This window comes from Gordonia sp. i37 (assembly GCF_002043085.1).
GTDB classification, from domain to species: Bacteria; Actinomycetota; Actinomycetes; order Mycobacteriales; family Mycobacteriaceae; genus Gordonia; species Gordonia polyisoprenivorans.
This window is the reverse complement of the sequence record NZ_MVPX01000052.1, coordinates 1-18,947: the sequence shown is the minus strand read 5'-3', so window position 1 is coordinate 18,947 and position 18,947 is coordinate 1. Positions and strand designations below refer to the sequence as shown.

At 65.5% G+C, this 18,947-nt stretch carries 19 protein-coding genes, 1 tRNA gene and 1 other RNA gene; 6 read left to right on the top strand and 15 right to left on the bottom strand.

The window, feature by feature from the left end; genetic code table 11:
• The 5 genes from B1964_RS02015 to ffs all read right to left on the bottom strand — a co-directional run.
• Positions 1–1,161 (bottom strand): DNA polymerase III subunit gamma and tau (locus B1964_RS02015; RefSeq protein ID WP_139765596.1); only part of this gene is annotated, 1,161 nt, incomplete at its 3' end.
• A gap of 63 nt (positions 1,162–1,224) precedes the next feature.
• A complete protein-coding gene (locus tag B1964_RS02010) occupies positions 1,225–2,778 on the bottom strand; it encodes a long-chain fatty acid--CoA ligase (RefSeq protein ID WP_079928604.1) in 1,554 nt (517 codons plus the stop codon).
• A 136-nt stretch (positions 2,779–2,914) separates the two neighbouring features.
• Positions 2,915–4,195 carry a glycosyltransferase 87 family protein gene (locus B1964_RS02005; protein ID WP_079928603.1) on the bottom strand — a complete coding sequence of 427 codons (1,281 nt, stop codon included), beginning with the start codon at positions 4,193–4,195 and terminating at the stop codon, positions 2,915–2,917.
• A gap of 69 nt (positions 4,196–4,264) precedes the next feature.
• Positions 4,265–5,542, bottom strand: coding sequence for an aminotransferase class I/II-fold pyridoxal phosphate-dependent enzyme (locus tag B1964_RS02000; protein WP_079928602.1), 1,278 nt, complete (start codon positions 5,540–5,542; stop codon positions 4,265–4,267).
• Between the two features lie 45 nt (positions 5,543–5,587).
• Positions 5,588–5,682, bottom strand: an RNA gene (ffs, locus tag B1964_RS01995) — signal recognition particle sRNA small type.
• Positions 5,683–5,899: 217 nt separating this feature from the next.
• On the opposite strand from ffs, the gene B1964_RS01990 reads away from it, so the two are divergent.
• Together B1964_RS01990 and B1964_RS01985 are read left to right on the top strand one after the other, a co-directional pair.
• Entirely contained in the window at positions 5,900–7,309 is a 1,410-nt protein-coding gene (locus tag B1964_RS01990; RefSeq protein WP_020173182.1) for an amino acid permease, read from the top strand.
• A gap of 64 nt (positions 7,310–7,373) precedes the next feature.
• On the top strand, positions 7,374–7,802 hold the full coding sequence (locus B1964_RS01985; RefSeq protein WP_020173181.1) for a hypothetical protein: 429 nt from the start codon (positions 7,374–7,376) through the stop codon (positions 7,800–7,802).
• Positions 7,803–7,828: 26 nt separating this feature from the next.
• Here the strand turns inward: B1964_RS01985 and B1964_RS01980 are convergent, their stop codons facing one another.
• Positions 7,829–8,698, bottom strand: coding sequence for an SGNH/GDSL hydrolase family protein (locus B1964_RS01980; RefSeq protein WP_253193853.1), 870 nt, complete (start codon positions 8,696–8,698; stop codon positions 7,829–7,831).
• Between the two features lie 185 nt (positions 8,699–8,883).
• Between B1964_RS01980 and B1964_RS01975 the strand changes: the two genes are divergently transcribed.
• Positions 8,884–9,363, top strand: coding sequence for an HD domain-containing protein (locus B1964_RS01975; RefSeq protein WP_253193852.1), 480 nt, complete (start codon positions 8,884–8,886; stop codon positions 9,361–9,363).
• Positions 9,364–9,633: 270 nt separating this feature from the next.
• Here the strand turns inward: B1964_RS01975 and B1964_RS01970 are convergent, their stop codons facing one another.
• Together B1964_RS01970 and B1964_RS01965 are read right to left on the bottom strand one after the other, a co-directional pair.
• Positions 9,634–10,008, bottom strand: coding sequence for a DUF6188 family protein (locus B1964_RS01970; RefSeq protein WP_079928600.1), 375 nt, complete (start codon positions 10,006–10,008; stop codon positions 9,634–9,636).
• On the bottom strand, positions 10,005–10,607 hold the full coding sequence (locus B1964_RS01965) for a hypothetical protein (RefSeq protein ID WP_139765595.1): 603 nt from the start codon (positions 10,605–10,607) through the stop codon (positions 10,005–10,007). The genes B1964_RS01970 and B1964_RS01965 overlap by 4 nt, the downstream gene beginning before the upstream one ends.
• Before the next feature lie 748 nt (positions 10,608–11,355).
• On the opposite strand from B1964_RS01965, the gene B1964_RS30315 reads away from it, so the two are divergent.
• Positions 11,356–11,496 (top strand): hypothetical protein, encoded by a 141-nt coding sequence (locus B1964_RS30315; protein WP_172398722.1) that lies wholly within the window; start codon positions 11,356–11,358, stop codon positions 11,494–11,496.
• Positions 11,497–11,695: 199 nt separating this feature from the next.
• Here the strand turns inward: B1964_RS30315 and B1964_RS30865 are convergent, their stop codons facing one another.
• The 4 genes from B1964_RS30865 to B1964_RS01940 form a co-directional block, all read right to left on the bottom strand.
• Positions 11,696–12,061, bottom strand: coding sequence for a hypothetical protein (locus B1964_RS30865; protein ID WP_079928597.1), 366 nt, complete (start codon positions 12,059–12,061; stop codon positions 11,696–11,698).
• A 105-nt stretch (positions 12,062–12,166) separates the two neighbouring features.
• The gene (locus B1964_RS01950; protein WP_079928596.1) at positions 12,167–12,832 is read right to left on the bottom strand and encodes an MspA family porin; all 666 of its coding nucleotides are present in this window, start codon (positions 12,830–12,832) and stop codon (positions 12,167–12,169) included.
• A 324-nt stretch (positions 12,833–13,156) separates the two neighbouring features.
• Positions 13,157–13,245, bottom strand: a tRNA-Ser gene (locus B1964_RS01945).
• Between the two features lie 75 nt (positions 13,246–13,320).
• Entirely contained in the window at positions 13,321–13,965 is a 645-nt protein-coding gene (locus B1964_RS01940; protein WP_079928595.1) for a trypsin-like peptidase domain-containing protein, read from the bottom strand.
• Between the two features lie 140 nt (positions 13,966–14,105).
• On the opposite strand from B1964_RS01940, the gene B1964_RS01935 reads away from it, so the two are divergent.
• Entirely contained in the window at positions 14,106–14,963 is an 858-nt protein-coding gene (locus B1964_RS01935; protein WP_079928594.1) for an NmrA/HSCARG family protein, read from the top strand.
• Between the two features lie 29 nt (positions 14,964–14,992).
• Here B1964_RS01935 and B1964_RS01930 read toward each other — a convergent pair whose 3' ends face one another.
• Positions 14,993–16,069: a DNA polymerase domain-containing protein gene (locus B1964_RS01930; protein WP_079928593.1), complete on the bottom strand. Its 1,077-nt coding sequence runs from the start codon at positions 16,067–16,069 to the stop codon at positions 14,993–14,995.
• A 1-nt stretch (position 16,070) separates the two neighbouring features.
• Complete coding sequence (locus B1964_RS01925) at positions 16,071–17,123, bottom strand: ATP-dependent DNA ligase (protein WP_079928605.1); 1,053 nt, start codon at positions 17,121–17,123, stop codon at positions 16,071–16,073.
• 35 nt (positions 17,124–17,158) lie between these two features.
• On the opposite strand from B1964_RS01925, the gene gluQRS reads away from it, so the two are divergent.
• Positions 17,159–18,091, top strand: a complete 933-nt coding sequence (gene gluQRS, locus B1964_RS01920) for a tRNA glutamyl-Q(34) synthetase GluQRS (protein WP_079928592.1) — start codon at positions 17,159–17,161, stop codon at positions 18,089–18,091.
• A 31-nt stretch (positions 18,092–18,122) separates the two neighbouring features.
• Here gluQRS and B1964_RS01915 read toward each other — a convergent pair.
• Positions 18,123–18,947, bottom strand: an 825-nt coding sequence (locus B1964_RS01915; RefSeq protein WP_079928591.1) for a CNNM domain-containing protein, incomplete at its 5' end; no start/stop codon positions are given.

Sequence of the window (18,947 nt, the reverse complement as noted above, 5' to 3'; positions counted from 1 at the left end):
TGCGGCCACGACCACCCCGGATTCGATCCGCTCGAGACGTTGCAGCAGTGCCGCGTCGTCGGCAGAGGTGGTGGGCAACAGCATGCGCGCGCACATCACCTCCAGCAGCAGGCGCGGTGAGGTGGTGCCGCGCATCTCGCCCAGCGCGTTGTGGACGATCTCGGCAAAACGCGTCAGACCGCCCGGGCCGAGACGATCGATCTGACTACGCATCCGTGCCAGCTGATCGCCCGGCGCTTCCACCAGACCACGGTCGGCGGCATCCGGAACCGCTTGCAGCAGAATCAGATCCCGGAGACGCTCGAGCAGATCGACGGCAAAACGGCGGGGATCGTGGCCGGCGTCGACGACCTGCTCCACCACGGTGAACAGCGCGGCTCCATCGGCGACGGCGAGAGCGTCCACGGCGGCATCGATCAGGGCGATGTCGGTGACACCGAGGAGGGCGAGCGCGCGCTCGTAGGTGACGCCCTCGTCGCCGGCTCCGGCGAGGAGCTGATCGAGGATCGACAGCGAGTCGCGCGGCGAACCGCCGCCGGCGCGGATCACCAGCGGATAGACGTCGGCGGCCACCTGCACGTGCTCCTTGGCGCAGATGTCCTCGAGGAGCCCGCGCATCACCGGCGGGGCGAGCAGTCGGAACGGGTAGTGATGGGTGCGCGAGCGGATCGTCGGCAGCACCTTCTCCGGTTCGGTGGTCGCGAACACGAAGATCAGATGCTCCGGCGGCTCCTCGACGATCTTCAACAGGGCGTTGAACCCGGCGTTGGTGACCATGTGCGCCTCGTCGACGATGAACACGCGATAGCGCGACTCGGACGGGGCATAGAACGCGCGATCCCGGAGCTCACGGGTGTCGTCGACACCACCGTGGCTGGCCGCGTCGAGTTCGATGACATCGAGGTTGCCCGGCCCGCCCGGCGCGAGCGCCACGCACGACGAGCACTCACCGCACGGCGTCGACGTCGGGCCCTGCACGCAGTTGAGCGAGCGGGCGAGGATGCGCGCCGACGACGTCTTGCCGCAGCCGCGCGGCCCGGAGAACAGGTAGGCGTGATTGATCCGTCGGCTGTCGAGTGCGCGGCTCAAGGGGTCGGTGACGTGCTCCTGGCCCACGACTTGGGCGAACGTCGCCGGACGGTAGGTGCGATACAGGGCCACGCGTCGAGAGTACCGGCGAACCCCGACAGTCCGACCCGCTCCCCCACAGGTCGGATCGGTTGATCATCCCTGGGGGACGGGTGTGGAGAACTGCTCACGAAGCTGGTATTTGAGCACCTTGCCCGAGGGGTTGCGCGGCAGGGCGTCGACGAACTCCAGACGCAGCGGCAGCTTGTAGCGGGCGAGTTGATCCTTGGCGAAGTCACGCAGTTCCTCGAGGGTGACCTCCTGGCCGGGGGCGGTGGCGATGACGGCGGTGACCGCCTCGCCCCACTTCGCGTCGGGCAGCCCGAGGATCGCGATCTCGGCGACCGCGGGATGGCTGTAGAGAACGCTCTCCACCTCTGCGGGGTACACGTTCTCGCCGCCGGTGATCACCATGTCCTTGACGCGGTCGACGACGGAGATGTAGCCGTCGTCGTCCTCGCGACCGATGTCGCCGGTGTGGAACCACCCCTCGTCGTCGATGACCGCGTCGGTGGCGGCCTGGTTGCGCCAGTACCCGACCATCACCTGCGGGCCGCGGACGCAGACCTCGCCCGGGGTGCCCACCGGGACAGGCGAATTGGTCGCGTCGACGAGTCGCACATCCGACAGCGGCAACACCTTGTTGCCCGCGGCGCCGATCTTGGCCGCCGACTCGTCGAGCCCCATCACGAGTGCGAGCGGGGCGGTTTCGGTGAGTCCGTATCCCTGGGCGAAGGCCAGCCCCCGCTCGGCGTAGCGCCGCATCAACGGTTCGGGCACCGGCGCGCCACCGCAGATGAGGTAGCGCAGGCTGGACAGGTCCGCGGTCTCGAACTGTGGCACCTGGGACATGAACAGGAACATCGCCGGCACACCGAACATCGTTGTCACACAGTACTTCTCGATGCCGGCGAGTGCCGCGGCGGGATCGAACGTCGGCGCCAGCACGATGTGACCGCCCTTCTGCAGGGTGACCAGCGTCGTGACGTTGAGTCCCCCGATGTGGAACAGCGGGGCGGCGCAATAGCTGATGTCGGAGGTCTCGACGTCCAGACACAACAGCGAATTCATGTTGTTCCAGAACAGGTTTCCGTGGGTGAGCATCGCCCCCTTGGGGCGGCCGGTGGTTCCCGAGGTGTACATGATGACCGCGATGGCGTCCGACGCCGGACGGGCGGGGTCGGCGATCGGCTCGGCGTGGGCGATGACGGCTTCGGCCGACTCCCAGCCGACGTGCTCACCGACGGCGATGCGTCGCTGCAGTGTGAGCTGATCGGCCACCTCGTCGACGACGGCCGCGAGCGCGGGGTCGGCGATCAGGGTGTGGGCACCGGCGTCGTTGATGATGTAGGCGAGCTCGGCTCCGGTGAGCCGAAAGTTCAACGGCACGAACGTCGCTCCTGCGCGCGCCGAGGCGAACATGGTGACAAGGAACATCGGATGGTTCAGGCCGAGATAGGCGACGCGGTCACCGACGCCGACGCCTCCGGCGCGCAGGGCGGCGGCCAGTCGGTCGATGCGGTCGGAGAATTCCCGGAAACTCATCGTCGTGTCGTCGAAGGTGATGGCGGGGCGGTCGGGACCGATGGCGGCCCGGCGGGCGATCCACGATCCGAGGTCCATCGATTCCGGGGTACTGATACTGGGCATGGCAGTTCTCCTCACACGCGGGCCGACTGATCCAGCGGTGGTCGGCGACGATGGCGTCAGCGTAGATCGCGGCACACGGCGCCATGTCCGATTCGGTGAATTTCGACTAACCGGGAACCAGCTGGGCAGCCCGAAATCAGCTGGGCAGCGCAGCGGTGTCCGTCGGGTCCGTGTTGTCCTGGGTCGGGCGCGCGGGGCGGTCGAGCAGTCCGAGAACGACAAGAGTCGCGATGGTCGTACCGAGGAAGATCGCGTTGTACGGGTAGACCAGGAACGCCTGTGCCCACGCCGGTCCCGTCTCTGCCTTGAAGAACAGCCCGGTGAAGTACGCGTCCGGCACGGTCCGGTTCACGAACCACATCGGATAGGCGAAGTGTGTGCGCCAGGCGAACGCCGTGAGTACCAGCGCAACGAGCCCGATGCCGGCGAACGCGCGGCGTCTCGCCGACAGATCGGTGCGCAGCAACAGATTCACACAGATCACGACGATCGGCACGAACCACACCCAGTGATGTCCCCAGGCCATCGGCGACACCGCACACGAGGTCATACCGACGATCGAGATCGCGAGCAACTCATGGCCGCGCCGATGGGCGAGCACCGCCGAGCCCATCCCGAGGGCCAGCGCGATGAGCACGAGGACCATCCACACCGCGGTGTTGGGGGCGTCGGTGTGCATCAGATTGGCGATGAGCCCGCGCAACGACTGATTACCGAGAGTCTGCGGCGCGCCCACGCGATTGGAGTCGAAGATCTTGTCGGTCCAGTACGACCAGGATTCCTTGGGCAACACCACGAATCCGACGACGACGGTCAGTAGGAATCCGCCGAGGACCCCGGCCGTCGCACGCCAGCGCCGTAGCAGCGCGAAGTAGAGGACGAAGATCAGCGGCGTCAATTTGATGCCCGCGGCGATGCCGGTGCCGACGCCCTTGAGCCGTGAACCGTCGGGTCGGACGAGGTCGGCGAGGATGATCAACAGGAGGAACACGTTGATCTGGCCGTACCAGATGGTGGTGCGCACCGGTTCCAGGAGCATCGAGAGGGCGACAAGGGCGATCGCCAGACACCGCAACGGCCAGTTCACGTCTCTGCCGAGGGCCCGGAAGCACAGGACGATCACCAGATAGAGCGCGATGACGATGCCGACGCTCCACACGATCCGGGCGGCCTCGAACGACATCCAGGCGAACGGCATCAACACGATGACCGACACCGGCGCGTAGGTGTAGTCCATCTGGCCGAGCAGTTTTGCGTCGTAGAGGCTGCCGCCGTCCCACACGGTCAGTGCGCCGGCGCGGTATACGTCGAGGTCGAGTTGATAGTCGAACAAACCCCAGAACGGGGTGGAGAACGGCAGGATCAGGTGCTGGCACCACAGGGCGAGTGCGGCGATCGCGAGCGCAGCCACACACATGGCGAATCGGCGCCCGCGGCCACCTGTCACGATCGGTCACCCGGCACACCCACCGAAGATCGGCGCCTTTCAGGAACCGTGCGCGGAGAGCAGCGTCTCCGTCGCGGCGAGCAGCACGCAGGTGGCGACACCGTCCATCGCGACCTGCAGGTCGTCGATGCTCGGGAAGGTCGGCGCCAACCGGATGTTGCGGTCGTGCGGGTCGTTCTTGTACGGGAACGTCGAACCCGCCGGCGTCAGCGCGATACCCGCGTCCTTGGCCAACGCGATGGTCCGGCTCGCCGCGCCGTCGGGCACGTCGAGGTTGATGAAGTAGCCACCCTCGGGTTCGGACCACGACGCGACCTTCGACTCCGCGAGCCGATCCTCGAGAATGCCGAGCACGGTCGCGAACTTGGGGGCGAGGATGTCCCGATGGCGGGCCATGTGGGCACGCACCCCGGCGGCGTCACCGAAGAACCGCGCGTGGCGCAGCTGGTTCACCTTGTCGGGACCGATGGTCGCGAAGCCGATGTTCTCGACGAACCAGTCGACGTTGGCCTTCGACGATCCGAAGAACGAGACCCCGGCACCGGCGAAGGTGATCTTCGACGTCGAGCCGAGGACGTAGACGCGATTGGGATTGCCTGCGGCAGCGGCCATCTCGATCACCGGCAGGGGCGTCGGCGGCTCGTCGACGAGGGTGTGCACCGCGTAGGCGTTGTCCCAGTAGATACGGAAGTCGTCGGCGGCCGGCATCGACAGCAGGCCCTCGGTGACCTCCTCGGAGAAGGTGACGCCGGTCGGGTTGGAGTAGGTGGGTACCGCCCACATGCCCTTGATCGACGGGTCGGCGGCGGTCAGTGCCGCGCACGCGTCGACGTCCGGACCGTCGGGGTTCATCGGCACCGGCACCATCTCGATGCCGTACTGCTCGGTGATCGCGAAGTGACGGTCGTATCCGGGCACCGGACACAGGAATTTCACCGGACCCGACGACCACGGTTGCGACGAATCCACGGTGCCGCGCAGCAACCCGAACGTCGTCAGATGATGCATGATCTCGAGGCTCGCGTTGCCGTAGGCGATCAGATTCGCGGGATCGACCGCGAAGATCTCCCCGAAGATCTCCCGCAGTTCCGGCAGACCACGCAGGCCACCGTAGTTGCGGGTGTCGGTGCCGTCGGCGGCACGGAAATCGGCGCCGGGCAGTGACAGCAACTCACTGGACAGATCAAGTTGCTCGGGCGCGGGCTTGCCGCGGGTGAGATCCAGGGTCAGCCCGGCCGCGCACAGCGCGTCGTAGAGCTTTCGGAGGTCCTCCTGGGTGGCGCGAAGCTCGTCGGCACTCTTGGAGTGATAGTTCAACGGGGGACCTCATGTATCGGACTGAGATGTGCATCGGCGTGAGATGTATGGGGACCCCGCGCACCCGAGAGAGCCCGTTGACCCTTGCTGCCTTCCGGCCCTGGGGGAGTTCACAGGATGCACGCCGCGCGGGATCCGTCGTCAAGTGTAGCGAGTGCGTCGGCGCGTTCTGCAATCGGTCCGTGCGACGGTCCCCACCAGCGGCGGTCCTCGCCGGGCAATGCCCGGGACCTCCCTCGAATCGGACAAAGTTCGCATCCGCTGCGAGTCCGCCGCACCCGCCGTAGATTCGGTCACCGCGCCCCCACAAGGGGCTGAATTCTGTGTGAACTCTCACCACCGTAGGAGACGCAACCCATGACCTCTGTCGACCGACAATCCTCCGAATCGACCGCCGCGGGCGGCCACGGTTCGCTCGGGTCGAGCCTCAAGCCCCGACACATCACCATGATCTCGATCGCCGGCGTCATCGGCGCCGGTCTGTTCGTCGGTTCGGCGAATGCCATCGAGAAGGCCGGCCCGGCCGTATTGATCTCGTATGCGATGGCCGGCGCCCTGGTCGTGCTGGTGATGCGCATGCTCGGCGAGATGGCGACCGCCAACCCCGACACCGGCTCGTTCTCGGTGTACGCCGACCGCGCCCTCGGCCGCTGGGCCGGCTTCTCCGTCGGCTGGCTGTACTGGTGGTTCTGGGTGCTCGTGATCCCCGTCGAGGCGACGGCCGCGGCGTCGATCCTCACCGATCTCATCGGTGGCGCGCAATGGATCTGGGCTCTGGCGGTCACGGTGTTGTTGACCGTCACCAACCTGATCAGCGTCGGCAACTACGGCGAGTTCGAGTTCTGGTTCGCGTTGATCAAGGTCGTTGCGATCGTGTTGTTCATCCTCGTCGGCGTGGCGGCGATGCTCGGCTGGATTCCGAGTTCGGAGGTCAGCGGCATCCATCATCTGTGGCAGCCGGACGGCTTCATGCCCAACGGTTTCGGCGCGGTCATCGCAGGCATGCTCATCACGATGTTCTCGTTCATGGGTACCGAGATCGTCACCATCGCCGCAGCCGAATCACCCAACCCGGAAAAGGGCATCACCAAGGCGGTCAACTCGGTGATCTGGCGGATCTCGCTGTTCTACCTCGGATCGATTTTCGTCGTCGTGTCCCTGCTGCCCTACAACAAGCTGCCCGATGGCTCGTACCAGTCGGTGCTCGAGGCGATTGGCATCCCGCACGCCGCGCTGATCATGGACATCGTCATCCTGACCGCCGTCGCCTCGTGCCTGAACTCCGCGCTCTACACCGCCTCCCGCATGCTGTTCTCACTGGGCACCCGTCACGACGCACCGTGGGCCGTGCGACGGCTGACCCGCAACGGCGTGCCGTGGGTGTCGGTGCTGTTGTCGATGGTCATCGGATTCCTGGCGGTGATCGGCAACTATGTGTTGCCGGACAAGATCTTTGCGTGGCTGCTGGCCACCAGCGGCGCGATCGCGCTGTTCGTCTATCTGACCATCGCCGCCAGCCAGCTGAAACTCGGCCGCACGCTGCGTCAAGAAGGGCATCGGCCCGCGGTGACGATGTGGTTGTTCCCCTACCTGACCGGTGCGGTGATGGTGTTCATCGTCGCGGTACTGGTGCTCATGGTGTTCGACGCAGGACAGCGCCAGGCGATCATCTTCTCCGCGATCTCCGCGCTGATCATCGTCGCGGCCGGGGTGATCGTCCAGAAGCGCAGCACCGATCCGCATCCGGTCACCCCTGCGCAGCAGTAGCACTTTCGTCGGGAATGTCACATTTCCGGCAGCGGCGGCGATAGGGCAGTCAAGGAGGTCACTCATGACGATTCGCACTCTGATCCGCTCTTTCGCCGCCGCAGGCGTGGCCCTGGGAGCACTCGTTCTCGCACAACCCGCCGACGCGTCGGCGTCGGTCACGGCCATCGGGTTCCAGATCAACCCCGCGCCGTACGGGATTCCGACCGGCAGCCTCGACTCCACACCCGCCCGGTGTTTCGCCGAGGTCGGCCGCCACCGCGGCGAGGTCACCGTCACCGCCGAGGAATGGGCGCGGTGGTTCTGCCCACCGAATTCCGAGGTGCGGTGGATCAACCTGTCGACCGGTGCCACCGGCGTCGCCCGACTCAGCAACGGGCTCAACGACATACCGGCGCACGCCGACCTGCGCACCGGTCCGGGACAGGTCGCACTGACCTTGCTTCCCGGCGGGGTGTACACGCCGGGGTTCGCCACGGTTGCCGTGCCCTGACACCGGCCGACGAAGGTCACCCGCCCTCAGGCGACCTCACGGATCCATTCCGCGATCATCGCCGCGCCGATCTGATTGGGGTGACCGAAGACCGCGATCTCGCGCGGGACGGCTCCCTCGAACCACGGCTGAGCCGAGCACGGGTCATGTCCGGCCGAGCGCGCTCCGACGTCGACGAACGCTGCGCCGTATCGTGCCGCGATCCGCGCCTGAGTCGCATTGAACTGTGCGAGAAAGTCCTTCATCCAGGCGGCGTCGCCATCGGAGGCGGGGACGAACGGCCAACATCCCCGTCTGCCGACCTGACCACCGTGGCCGACGAGCACGATGCGGGCGTTGGGTGCGGCCTTCTCGCGCACCGCGCGCATCACGCCGTTGACCTGGCCTTCCATGTAGGCGAGCATGCGATGCGCCGCAGCGATGTGCCCGACGTTGAATCGACAGCGCGCGTCGTTGCCGGGTAGTGGGACTTGGCACCGCTCGGCGATGGCTCCCCAGTTGAGGTCGTTTCCGCCGATGGAGATGGTGACGAGGTTGGTGGTCTTGCTGACGCCTCGGATCTGGGGTGGGATCGGCCCGAACGGCCCGTTCTCCGGCAGATGGGTGACGTTGGCCGCCCACGCACCCGCACACGAGCGGTCGACGAAGCTGCGCACGTGCGCGATGCGCGCCAGCACACTGGGATATGACGTGGAACTCCGCCAGCAACCGTCGGACGGTTGCAGACCCGGCATGTTGCCGGAGGCGCGGGAGTCGCCGAGCGCGACATAGTTCAAGCCCGACGGCAGAGCATGAGCCGAGGGGCTCTCGACGACCGCGCCGAGCATCGAGGCGAGCAGAGCGACGATCCCGATAACGGTTCGCCGCAGCATTGCGGCACCGGGCATATCTGGCATGGAAAGCAAGGTGCCATGTGGGGCCCGCCGGTTCAACTTCGGACGCCGGCAGATCTGGCATGATCGTTCACCATGCGCGTGGCCGATCTCTCCGCGCCGTCAACAGCCGCTGCTCGCGGGGCTCTTGAGGTGGCCACCGAGTACTGCACGCCGGCGCTTCTCAAACACAGCCTGCGGTCCTACGTGTGGCCGCCGCGCACGCCCACGCCTCTCGCCTTCAACTCGATCACGAACTTCTCTACGTCGCCGCGCTGTTGCACGACATCGGGCTCGTCGCCGAGTTCGACAACCACTCTCTCGCCTTCGAAGACGCGGGCGGGCACATCGCCTCGGTCCTGACCGCCGGAGCAGGTTGGGACATCACCCGTCGCGCTCGCGCACGCAAGATCATCGTCGAACACATGGCGCCCGAACAACCCAACACCGACGAGGAATCTCGCGCGCTATGGCTGGCAACGGGTTACGAGATCTCGGGTGCGCCACTCCCCATGGACACCGGTTTCCGTGCTGAGGTACTCCGCCGATACCCACGCCTGGACATTGCCTCCGAGTTCTCGACCAACTTACGTGATCAGGCCGGCCGAAAGCCCGGCTGCGCTGCTGCACACGCCGTCACTGATGACATCCTGACGCGCATCGCCGCCAACCCACTCGACGCTGAATAGATGAAACTCTGCAGCAGTACGAATACGGATGCCTTCGCGGGACGAGAGCCGCTCACGTGGAATGCACTTGCCGCCCATCCACTTCGACGCACAAAAGCAATGAGTCGCGACACCGTATGTCAACGATGTCGCGACTCATGACTTGGCGGAGCTACCGGGACGGTTTTCGAACCCTGGAGCCGAAGCAGCGCGGCTACTGACCTGGTGGCGAGACCGGTCACATGCAGGTTCTCGCACCGACAGATGACGTAAGGTGCTGAACTCGGCAAGCTACTGATTCCCGAGGTCTGGCTCCCACATCGCCACAATTAGGTGGTCGCCGTACCGCGCATTCCACGATTCATATCCATCGTGATTTGGTTCAACGAAGAAGGAGAACCCACTATCGAGTAGAACAGTCAGCTGATATTCCTCGGTGTAGGCCGCCGAAGTAATCGGACTCTCCATCAACGGTGTTAGCAATTCAACGCGCGGAGACCCCTCTCGTGGATCAACAACGAATCTTTCGCCCGCATTAGTGACACAGACCATGGGGTCCTCAAGAGTGAGGAAATTGTCATTGTTCGTTCTTAGAATAATCGTGTAGCCGCCGTCAATATCGATAACCTTGTCGCCAGCCAGCGGGAGTGGTACGGCTACGCTCATGGTTTCCACCCTTTCGGCAGTGGGAATGACCCGTCGGGCTTGATGGGAATATGTGTCTGGGGGTTGCCAGAGGGTTTACCGTCGAGGTCAATCGGCTGGCCATGCCCATTGTAGATCCGCACATATCCGGAGGGATTTCGGCCGTCTGGCTCCATCACGCGCACTGAGTCCGCGTTACCTTTCGCCCCCGGCTTCTGCCATACCCAGCCCTTTCCATTGTCGGAGCGCCTCGGTACCCAATCGCTAGGAACACCGTCGGGACGGTCTGGGGGGCTGTCACCCTGTCCTTGCCACGGCTTTGACCGATCAGGTGCGTCGTTACCGTTGCCGTCATGATTCTCCGTGAAGTACTGACTGATCCAGTCCTTCACCTTATCGACCTGGTCGGCGAGCCATCCAGGAAGCTTGTCGATCATCAGATCGGGCAGCTGGTCGGGGTGGGTACGTACCCACTCCCAACCGTATTCGCTGATGATCGTGGCCATGATGGCGGAGAGCAAGAGGGCAAGAATCGCAGCTTCGGCAGCGTCATCGATGATGAAGAAGACCGGGTCAGCCTCGATCCCCTTGTCGCCGCCAGGAGCCACGTAATTCGGCAACGTGAACGACGGCTGCTCGTCCTGCGGATCGGGAGACGGCTCAACATCAGGAGCAGGAGCAGGAGCAGGTGCAGGCGCTGGCTCGGGTGCCGGAGCAGGTGCCGGTGCGGGCGACACCGCAGCCGGAGGAGACTGTGGTGTGTACTGCGAGTCTCCCCCCGTCCCACCACTGCCATTTATGGTCGCGTTGTCGCCGTTACCGCTGGTACTGCTGCTTGCTGGCGGATCGTGATGCTCGTTATCCGCCCGAGCATCTGCATTCGGATCGTCGGGGCCCTGTTGCGGCCGAATCGCTGCCGCCTGAACATAACCGAAGCGGCGACCCCAAACACTCTGCGAAGCAGCAGAATTTCCCGACTTAGCCGACCCGCCACCAAATGCTGCGCGCCGTACCCGCGGATTCGCCGCAGCGAATGCCGCCGCACCCGCCACGACCCACGCCGCGAGCGGGATCTCCGGCTGCTTCGAGCCTGAATCCAGAGCATGAGGCGGGGTACCTGGTTCAGGGTTCGCCGACACTGCACCAGGTACCGTCGTCACCGCAGGAGCAGCCGTGGAGGGCACCACCGGAACCTGCCCGGCGGTGTCGCCTGGTGGTGCCGGTTGCGGTGCGGTCGGACGGACGCCGCCAGTGTTCGAGGTGGTCGGCGCGGAGCTGCCGTTGACGGCGCCTGCGGGTGGTTGCAGGGCAGCATGTCCGGGGACGGTCACGATCGGTGTGCCGTTACCTTCGCCCGGGCCTGGCCCGATGTTGGAGCCGACCTGTGGCCCACCCGATCCCGCACCGTTGGCACCGGTCGTCGGTGCCGGGGTGTTCGTGGTGGGCTGGAAGGTGTTGGTGGGTACCGAGATACACGGCCAGTTCGACCCGTACTGGGCGCGCATCTGATCACACAACGCATCCGCGTGTGCCGGAGCGGGGTCACTGCCGAGCGCGGCCACCGTGACCCCGCCGCCGATCGCCAACACCGCTGCCGCGAGCAGCCCGGCGCCGAGTCGGCGGCGCGGGAGCCGGTGACGCCCCCGACGAGACTTCGACATCACCGACTCTCCGGCGGGTTCCGGGCCACGTTGATGGTCACTGTCAGTCATTTGGCCTTGCCCCACATCAGGGCGCCGAGGATCGCGTCCGCACCGGCCCAAAACCAGCGCCCGGCAATCGACATCACCAGAAAGAACACCAGGAACACCGGGATCACACCCCACCGCTCCGACCACTCACCAAGATTCGACAGGTTCGCCGCCGCCAGCACCAGCAGGACGCAGCCGACGAGGAACAACACCACCTTGAGCACCGGCACCCCACCGGGCGCATCGTCCTGCGCAGCGGAGGTGTCGGCATCTGCGGGCGAACCACCAGCACCGCTCGGCGTCCTGGGGAGTTCGGTGGTCGGCGCATCGGCGTCGAGGCGATGCGCTCCACCTGGAACGGACGACGAAGTAGGAGCGGTCATACCGGATCACAGCCCTTCAGGGAGAAGATCAAAGAACAAGGAGCGAACGTCGTGGCTCACGTATCGTGCGGCACGCACTACGGAGCGGAGGTCAGTGCCGTCAGGTCACAGGTAGTGGGGTTTGCCATACACGTTGATGGTGTTGTCGTTCAACGCTGTTGACACGCTCACGGTCACATACGCGCGCAGGGCGACCGGCCCGAGACAGCCGTCGACCTTGACATGCACGCCGTCGACGGTGATGCCGGCTTTCCCGGTCTGCATCTTCTTCGACCCGAACGGGATATCGGCGATCGTGCCCGGCCGCAACGTGGTGGAGATATTTGGGGTGACCGTCGCACCGATCACCACCGCCGGCGGATAGGAAATATTCATCTGCGCCGACGGACCACCCGACCCCCCGACCGTGGCACCTGACGTCACATCGGTGTTGCAGCCGATCTGAAACCCGGCTGCGACAGTGCCCGCCTGCACCGGCACCGAGCCGGCCCCGGCGATGACACCCTCGCCCTTGAGACTCAGGAAACCCTCACGGGTCCACGGTGATTGGTTAAGGGGCGGTACCGACCGCACCTGCTCATGGGACTTGATCACCGACACGACCCACCCGTCATCCGTGCGTTTGATGGTCTGCCGATCAGCAAACGAACTCGGTGCAGCACCAGACACACCCGACCCGAGCACCGACGCGGCCACCGCCAGCGCCACACACACCCCTGTCAGCCCCGATCGTCCCGATCGTCCCCACTCCCGACTGCCATCGCTCACCATGACGCCACCCCCACCACATCAGCGCATCACAACAAAATTATGATGCCAGATTCTGAACTACTCTCGAATACCCAAACACGCCTCACAGAATTCGGCAACCTAAAGATCGACATCGATTTCTTTGATTCTGCAAGTGTGCTGGTCGCGGCCACATGCGAGAATTCCGGACCGGAAACAATCCCCACGAATGGGGACACACAGACCGGCAGCACGAATGGCACCCAGGCCGTCTCCCTCAGCATGTGGGGCGGCCGGCCATCCACGTCGAGGCACAAACGCAATAAGCCGCGACACCGTATGTCTACGATGTCGCGACTCATGACTTGGCGGAGGATAGGAGATTCGAACTCCTGAGGGCTGTTAACCCAACCCGCGTTCCAGGCGAGCGCCATAGGCCACTAGGCGAATCCTCCAACGACGGTCGATCATAGCCGGGAGCGGGGGTCCAACCCAAACCGCGCCGTCATGACCGACCTCCGGAGCCGCCCCTAACGCAGGTTCGCGGGCAGCAACGCGACCGGGGCGATGAGGGTGTCGGTGTCGGAGCTACCGGCCGACAGGATGCCGATGACGTTGCCCTGCGCATCCCGGATGCCCGATCCGCTGTCACCCTCGGCCGAGCGCAGGAGCGCGCGGACGCTGGTCGTCGTGTTCTGCAGGAGGAAGGGCGGGGCGAAGGAGTATCCGTACGCGGTGCGCATGGTCGGCTTGGGGTCGGTGATGGTGCCGGCACTGAACCGCGTGGTCACGCCGTTCTTGGTGACACGTTCGCCCTTGACGATCGGAGCGCTCCAGGCGATCGAGTCGACCTGCGCGTGGGTGTTGCGTCCGAGACTGATGACCGCGATGTCCAGACCCTTGGTGATCCGGTTGGCGGTGATGCGGCCGATCGTGTCGCCGTGCTCGTCGTATACCTCCTGACCGATGTGTCCGCAGTGACCGGCGGTGAGAGCCTTGGTCGGGGAGACGACGGCACCGAGCGTGCAGGAAGTGGCAGTAATGATCGTCTCGTCGACGTTGATCTCCATACCCGACCGCACTGTCGGGACAGCCGCCTGAGCGGAGGCAATCGGGGCTGCGACGAGTCCCGCGGCGCTGAGCACGAACGCGGCGGCCATCAGTTTGATACGCATGTGTTCCGTCTTTCGTCAGGTTGGCGAACTGAGGGCAATCTATCAGGCGACTTTGAGATAGCAAATCTCCGGTTGCCCGGTTGTCCCCATTTGGGAGGAACGTCCGTAGACTCGTGGCGCCGTCGTCGAAGGGAACCCACATGTCCACTGCTTCCACTCCCACCGGGCCGATCGCGGTCCTCGGCGCCACCGGAGGTCAGGGTGGCGCCGTGGTCGATGCGCTCCTCGACGCCGGACGTAGCGTTCGGGCCGTCGTACGGTCGCCGGAGTCCTCGCGCGCGCAGGCACTTGCCGACCGCGGTGTCGAGCTGGCCGTCGCCGACCTCATGAGTGGCGACGGGCTGACCGAGGCGTTTGCCGGAGTCGCCGGAGCGTTCGCGCTCACCACGCCGTTCGAGTCGGGTGTCGACGCCGAACTCACCCAGGGGGATGCGATCATCACCGCGGCGCGTGCATCAGCGCTGCCATATCTCGTGTTCTCGTCGGTGGCCAGCGCCGACCTGAATACCGGTGTCCCTCACTTTGATTCGAAATATCAGGTCGAGCAGCGTCTCGCCGCAACCGACATCGCCCACACCGTTGTCGGACCGACATACTTCTACGACAACATCTTCGGCGATCGTGATGCACTCGCAGCCGGATTGCTCCTGATGGCGATGCCGACCGAGAAGCCGCTGCAGCAACTTTCGCGAGCGGACCTGGGGTCGTTCGTCGCGAATCTCTTCGCCGATCCCTCCGCGCATGCCGGTGAGCGCATCGACATCGCCTCCGATTCGGTGACACCCGGTCAGATGGCCGCGGTCCTGTCGTCGGTCACCGGCAACGACGTTCACGCGGAATCCTATGATCCCGAACGTATTTCCTCGCCAGACATGCGTGCGATGTTCGGTTTCCTCTCGACAACGGGCTACAACGTCAACATCACCCAGCTGCATCAGCAGTTCCCCCAGGTCGGGTGGCAGTCGTTCGCCGAATGGGCGGCCGGCGCGTTCAGCTAGGGAGACACGCACCCTCGAAAGGACTCAACTCACTCCACCCGGTTGCCGTGTTCATCCCAGTGTGCGGCAACCTTTTTGCTCGGTTGGACACGTGGCGGCTCGCCGGGCATCTTCGGGTAACTCGGCGGGTACGGCATGTCGTGCAGCCCGTCGGCGTCGTCGCGCTGCACCATCTCCAACAGTGGTTCGAGCCCGACGCGGTGCTCGGCGATGTCGGCCATCGGATCACCGCGTCGGGCAACCAGGTCGGGGACGGTGGCCATGGTCGCGTCGTCGGGGTATATCTCGGCGAGTTCGGCCCACGACACCGGCGTCGACACGCGGGCGTTGGCGCTGCGCCGCACCGAGTACGGCGAGGCCATCGTACGGTCCCGGGCATTCTGATTGAAGTCGATGAAGATCCGTTCTCCGCGTTCCTCTTTCCACCAGGAGGTGGTCACCGCATCGGGATCACGACGCTCCATCTCGCGCGCGATCGCGATCACCGCACGGCGGGTGGCGATGAAGTCCCACTGCGGCTCGATCGGCACGAACACGTGAATACCGCGCCCACCCGAGGTCTTGGGGAATCCGGTGTATCCGAGTTCGTCGAGCAATGGGGCGAGCACATCGATCGCCACCCGACGCACATCGTCGAAATCGGTGCCCGGCTGTGGATCGAGATCGATGCGCAACTGGTCGGGATGATCGTTGTCACCATCATGGGTGGGCCAACTGTGAAAGGTGACGGTACCGAGGTTCGCTCCCCACACGATGTCAGCAGGTGCTTTGGGGCACAGCGCATCTCCGGTGCGTCCGGAGGGGAACGTGATGCGGGTGGACGGAACGTGCTCGGGACGTTTCTTGGCGATGTGCTTCTGGTAGATCTCGTCGCCCTCGATACCGTCGGGGAAGCGCTGCAGGAAGGTGGGCCGGTCGCGCAGCGCCGTCATGATCGGGCCGTCGCCGCCGTCGTCGAGTAGGGCCATCTGCCGGTAGTAGCCGACCAGATCGCGTTTGCGGCCGCCGTTTTCACCGAGTTCGGGGAAGTAGATCTTGTCCGGGTTGCTCATACGTACGGCGATACCGCCGACATCGAGTTCTTCGGCGGGCGAGCGAGAAGCCATGTCAGTCCTGCCCTTCCAGCACATCGTGCAGGTCGTAGGTCAGCGGCACGTCGAGCTGCTCGTATCCACAACTGTCGGGCTCGCGGTCGGGACGCCACCGCAGAAACTTGACGGTGTGCCGGAAGCGGCCATTCTCCATCTGGTCATAGGCAACCTCGGCGACGAGTTCGGGCCGGATCGGAATCCACTCCCCCGACTTCTCCGAACGCCACCGCGTCGGTTCCCCGGCAGAGGGTTTGTCCGGGTCGAGACGCATCGGCTCGAACATCTGCTGCAGCTCGACGCGCTTGGCATCGGTGAAAGCACCTGCACCACCGACCATTCGCAGCTCGCCGTCGTAGAACAGCCCGAGCAGCATCGACCCCAGACCGGTGCCGCTCTTGTGCACCCGGTAGCCGATCACCACACAGTCGGCGGTCCGCTTGTGCTTGACCTTGATCATCTCGCGTTTGTTCTCCACGTAGTGGCCGGCAAGGCGTTTGGCGACGACGCCGTCGAGTCCGGCGCCCTCGAACGCCGAAAACCAGTCCTCGGCGACGGCCGGATCGGCGGTCACCCGACTGACATGGAATCGGCGCTCGCGTCCGCCCGGTCCGATGGCCTCCACGAGCGCCTCCCGACGGGTGAGGAAAGACTCGTCGACGACGCCGACGTTCCCGAGCGCCAGGGCGTCGAAGCCGATGAAGATCGCCGGTGTGGTCTCGGCCAGCATCGCGACCCGCGACGCCGCCGGATGGATGCGCTGGGCCAGCGAGTCCCAGTCGAGTCGATGAGTGTCGCTGATGAGTGAGGGCACCCCGATCTCCCCGTCGAGCACCACTTTCAGGGGCAACTCCTCGCGGGCGGCGGCAACGATTTCGGGAAAGTAGCGTGCGAGGTCCTTGCCACCGCGAGAGCCGATGACGACCTCATCGCCGTCGCGAAAGATCAACGCGCGGAATCCGTCCCATTTCGGCTCGTAGGACCATTCCGGATTGTCGGCGGGTTGGGCCGGAACCGCGCTCGCCGCTTTGGCGAGCATCGGCGCGATCGGAGGAGTGACGGGGAGATCCACCTCACCATCGTCACCCACTTGTAGCCTCTAGGGCAATGACCGAACACCCTGGCGTTTCCGCGGTCGGCCCGGCAGGTCGATTCGCCCCGTCGCCCTCTGGAGACCTCCACGTGGGCAACCTGCGTACCGCCGTGTTGGCGTGGCTGTTCGCCCACACGACGGGACGACGGTTCTTGCTGCGCATGGAGAATCTGGACCGCACAGCCGTCGGTTCGGACGCCGGACAGATCGCCGACCTGCACGCACTCGGCCTCTCCTGGGAGGAGCCGGTGCTCTATCAAACCGATCGCCTGCCACGCTACCGGCAGATCATCGACGATCTGACCGCGGCCGGACAGACCTTCGAGTGCTTCTGCACACGCCGCGAGATCCTCGAGGCACCCAGCGCACCGCACACACCGCCGGGCGCGTACCCGGGAACCTGCCGCACCCTGACCGCCACGCAACGCGAGGCCAAGCGTGCAGCCGGCCGGCCACCGGCGATCCGGATCATCGCCGACCGCAGCACGTTCACCGTCGACGACGTACTCCACGGCCGCTACACCGGTGCGGTCGACGATTTCGTCATCCAACGCGGTGACGGCACCCCGGCCTACAACCTGGCCGTGGTCGTCGACGACGCGGAGCAGGGCATCGATCAGGTCTGCCGCGGTGACGACCTGTTGTCGTCGGCACCGCGGCAGGCGTATCTGGCGACGCTGCTGGGATATTCGCCGCCGACCTACGCCCATGTCCCCATGGTGCTCAACCCCGACGGCGTCCGGCTCAGCAAGCGCGACGGCGCGGTCACCCTCGCCGACCTCGCGGCCACCGGCGTCGATGCCGGCATCGTCCTCGATCACATCGCCGTGTCACTGGGTCTCGCCGCAGCGGGCGAGCACATTGACATCGCCACGCTGGCAGCGAGATTCGATCCCGCTGTCCTGCCGCGCACGCCGTGGATCGTCTCCGATCTCGAGTGGCGCTGACCGCTCTTGGCGCAACCGGCCGCGGCTGCGCTCAGCTCGCGGTGGCGAGTAGTCGGGTCAGGACGTCGTCGATGGACAGCACCCCGACGACCCGGCCGTCGTCGACGACGACCGCGATGTGATTGCGATACTGCCGCATTCGGCTCAGGGCGTCGTAGACCGGAAGTGCGGGCGTCATTTCCAGCACCGGCCGCATGAGGTCTGCGGCGCTCGCGTCGGGGGCGGCCTCGAGACAGTCTCGGACGTGGACGACACCGCTGACCCGCGGTCCGTCGCGGACCACGAGACGCAGATGCCCGCTGTCCCGGGCCCGTGCCTCGATGACGGCCGCCGTCGCATCGTGATCGACCCCATCGGGATCGACCACTGTCGCCACGTCCGCGACCGTCAACGACGCGAGATCCAGTGCGCTCGAGAGGTGTTCGTGATAGCGGGCCTCGAGCGTACCGACGGTCGCCGAATGCTCGACGAGCTGGCGTAACGTCTCCGGGTCCTGACCGGAGGCGACCTGGTCGACGGCCTCCACACCGACCATCCGCAACACCCGGTTGGCCAGCCTGTTCAATTGGACGATCACCGGGCGGGTGAACCACATGAACACCCGCATCGGGATGGCCAACAACACCGCCGACCGTTCCGGGTGGGCGATCGCCCACGACTTCGGCGCCATCTCACCGACCACCAGGTGCAGGAACGTCACGATGATCAGCGCCAGGACGAATCCGGCGATGTCGGCCAACCACAGTGGCGCGCCGATGTTCTCGAACGCCGGCGTCAGCCAGTGATGGACGGCCGGCTTGGTGACCGCACCGAGCGCCAACGTGCACACGGTGATCCCCAACTGCGAACCGGCGAG

Coding starts and splice junctions, on each gene's coding strand:
- B1964_RS02010 (WP_079928604.1), bottom strand. CDS start 2,778: ATGCCCAGTATCAGTACCCCGGAATCGATGGACCTCGGATCGTGGATC.
- B1964_RS02005 (WP_079928603.1), bottom strand. CDS start 4,195: ATGTGTGTGGCTGCGCTCGCGATCGCCGCACTCGCCCTGTGGTGCCAG.
- B1964_RS01990 (WP_020173182.1), top strand. CDS start 5,900: ATGACCTCTGTCGACCGACAATCCTCCGAATCGACCGCCGCGGGCGGC.
- B1964_RS01985 (WP_020173181.1), top strand. CDS start 7,374: ATGACGATTCGCACTCTGATCCGCTCTTTCGCCGCCGCAGGCGTGGCC.
- B1964_RS01980 (WP_253193853.1), bottom strand. CDS start 8,698: ATGCCAGATATGCCCGGTGCCGCAATGCTGCGGCGAACCGTTATCGGG.
- B1964_RS01970 (WP_079928600.1), bottom strand. CDS start 10,008: ATGAGCGTAGCCGTACCACTCCCGCTGGCTGGCGACAAGGTTATCGAT.
- B1964_RS30315 (WP_172398722.1), top strand. CDS start 11,356: ATGTTGGAGCCGACCTGTGGCCCACCCGATCCCGCACCGTTGGCACCG.
- B1964_RS30865 (WP_079928597.1), bottom strand. CDS start 12,061: ATGACCGCTCCTACTTCGTCGTCCGTTCCAGGTGGAGCGCATCGCCTC.
- B1964_RS01950 (WP_079928596.1), bottom strand. CDS start 12,832: ATGGTGAGCGATGGCAGTCGGGAGTGGGGACGATCGGGACGATCGGGG.
- B1964_RS01940 (WP_079928595.1), bottom strand. CDS start 13,965: ATGCGTATCAAACTGATGGCCGCCGCGTTCGTGCTCAGCGCCGCGGGA.
- B1964_RS01935 (WP_079928594.1), top strand. CDS start 14,106: ATGTCCACTGCTTCCACTCCCACCGGGCCGATCGCGGTCCTCGGCGCC.
- B1964_RS01930 (WP_079928593.1), bottom strand. CDS start 16,069: ATGGCTTCTCGCTCGCCCGCCGAAGAACTCGATGTCGGCGGTATCGCC.
- gluQRS (WP_079928592.1), top strand. CDS start 17,159: ATGACCGAACACCCTGGCGTTTCCGCGGTCGGCCCGGCAGGTCGATTC.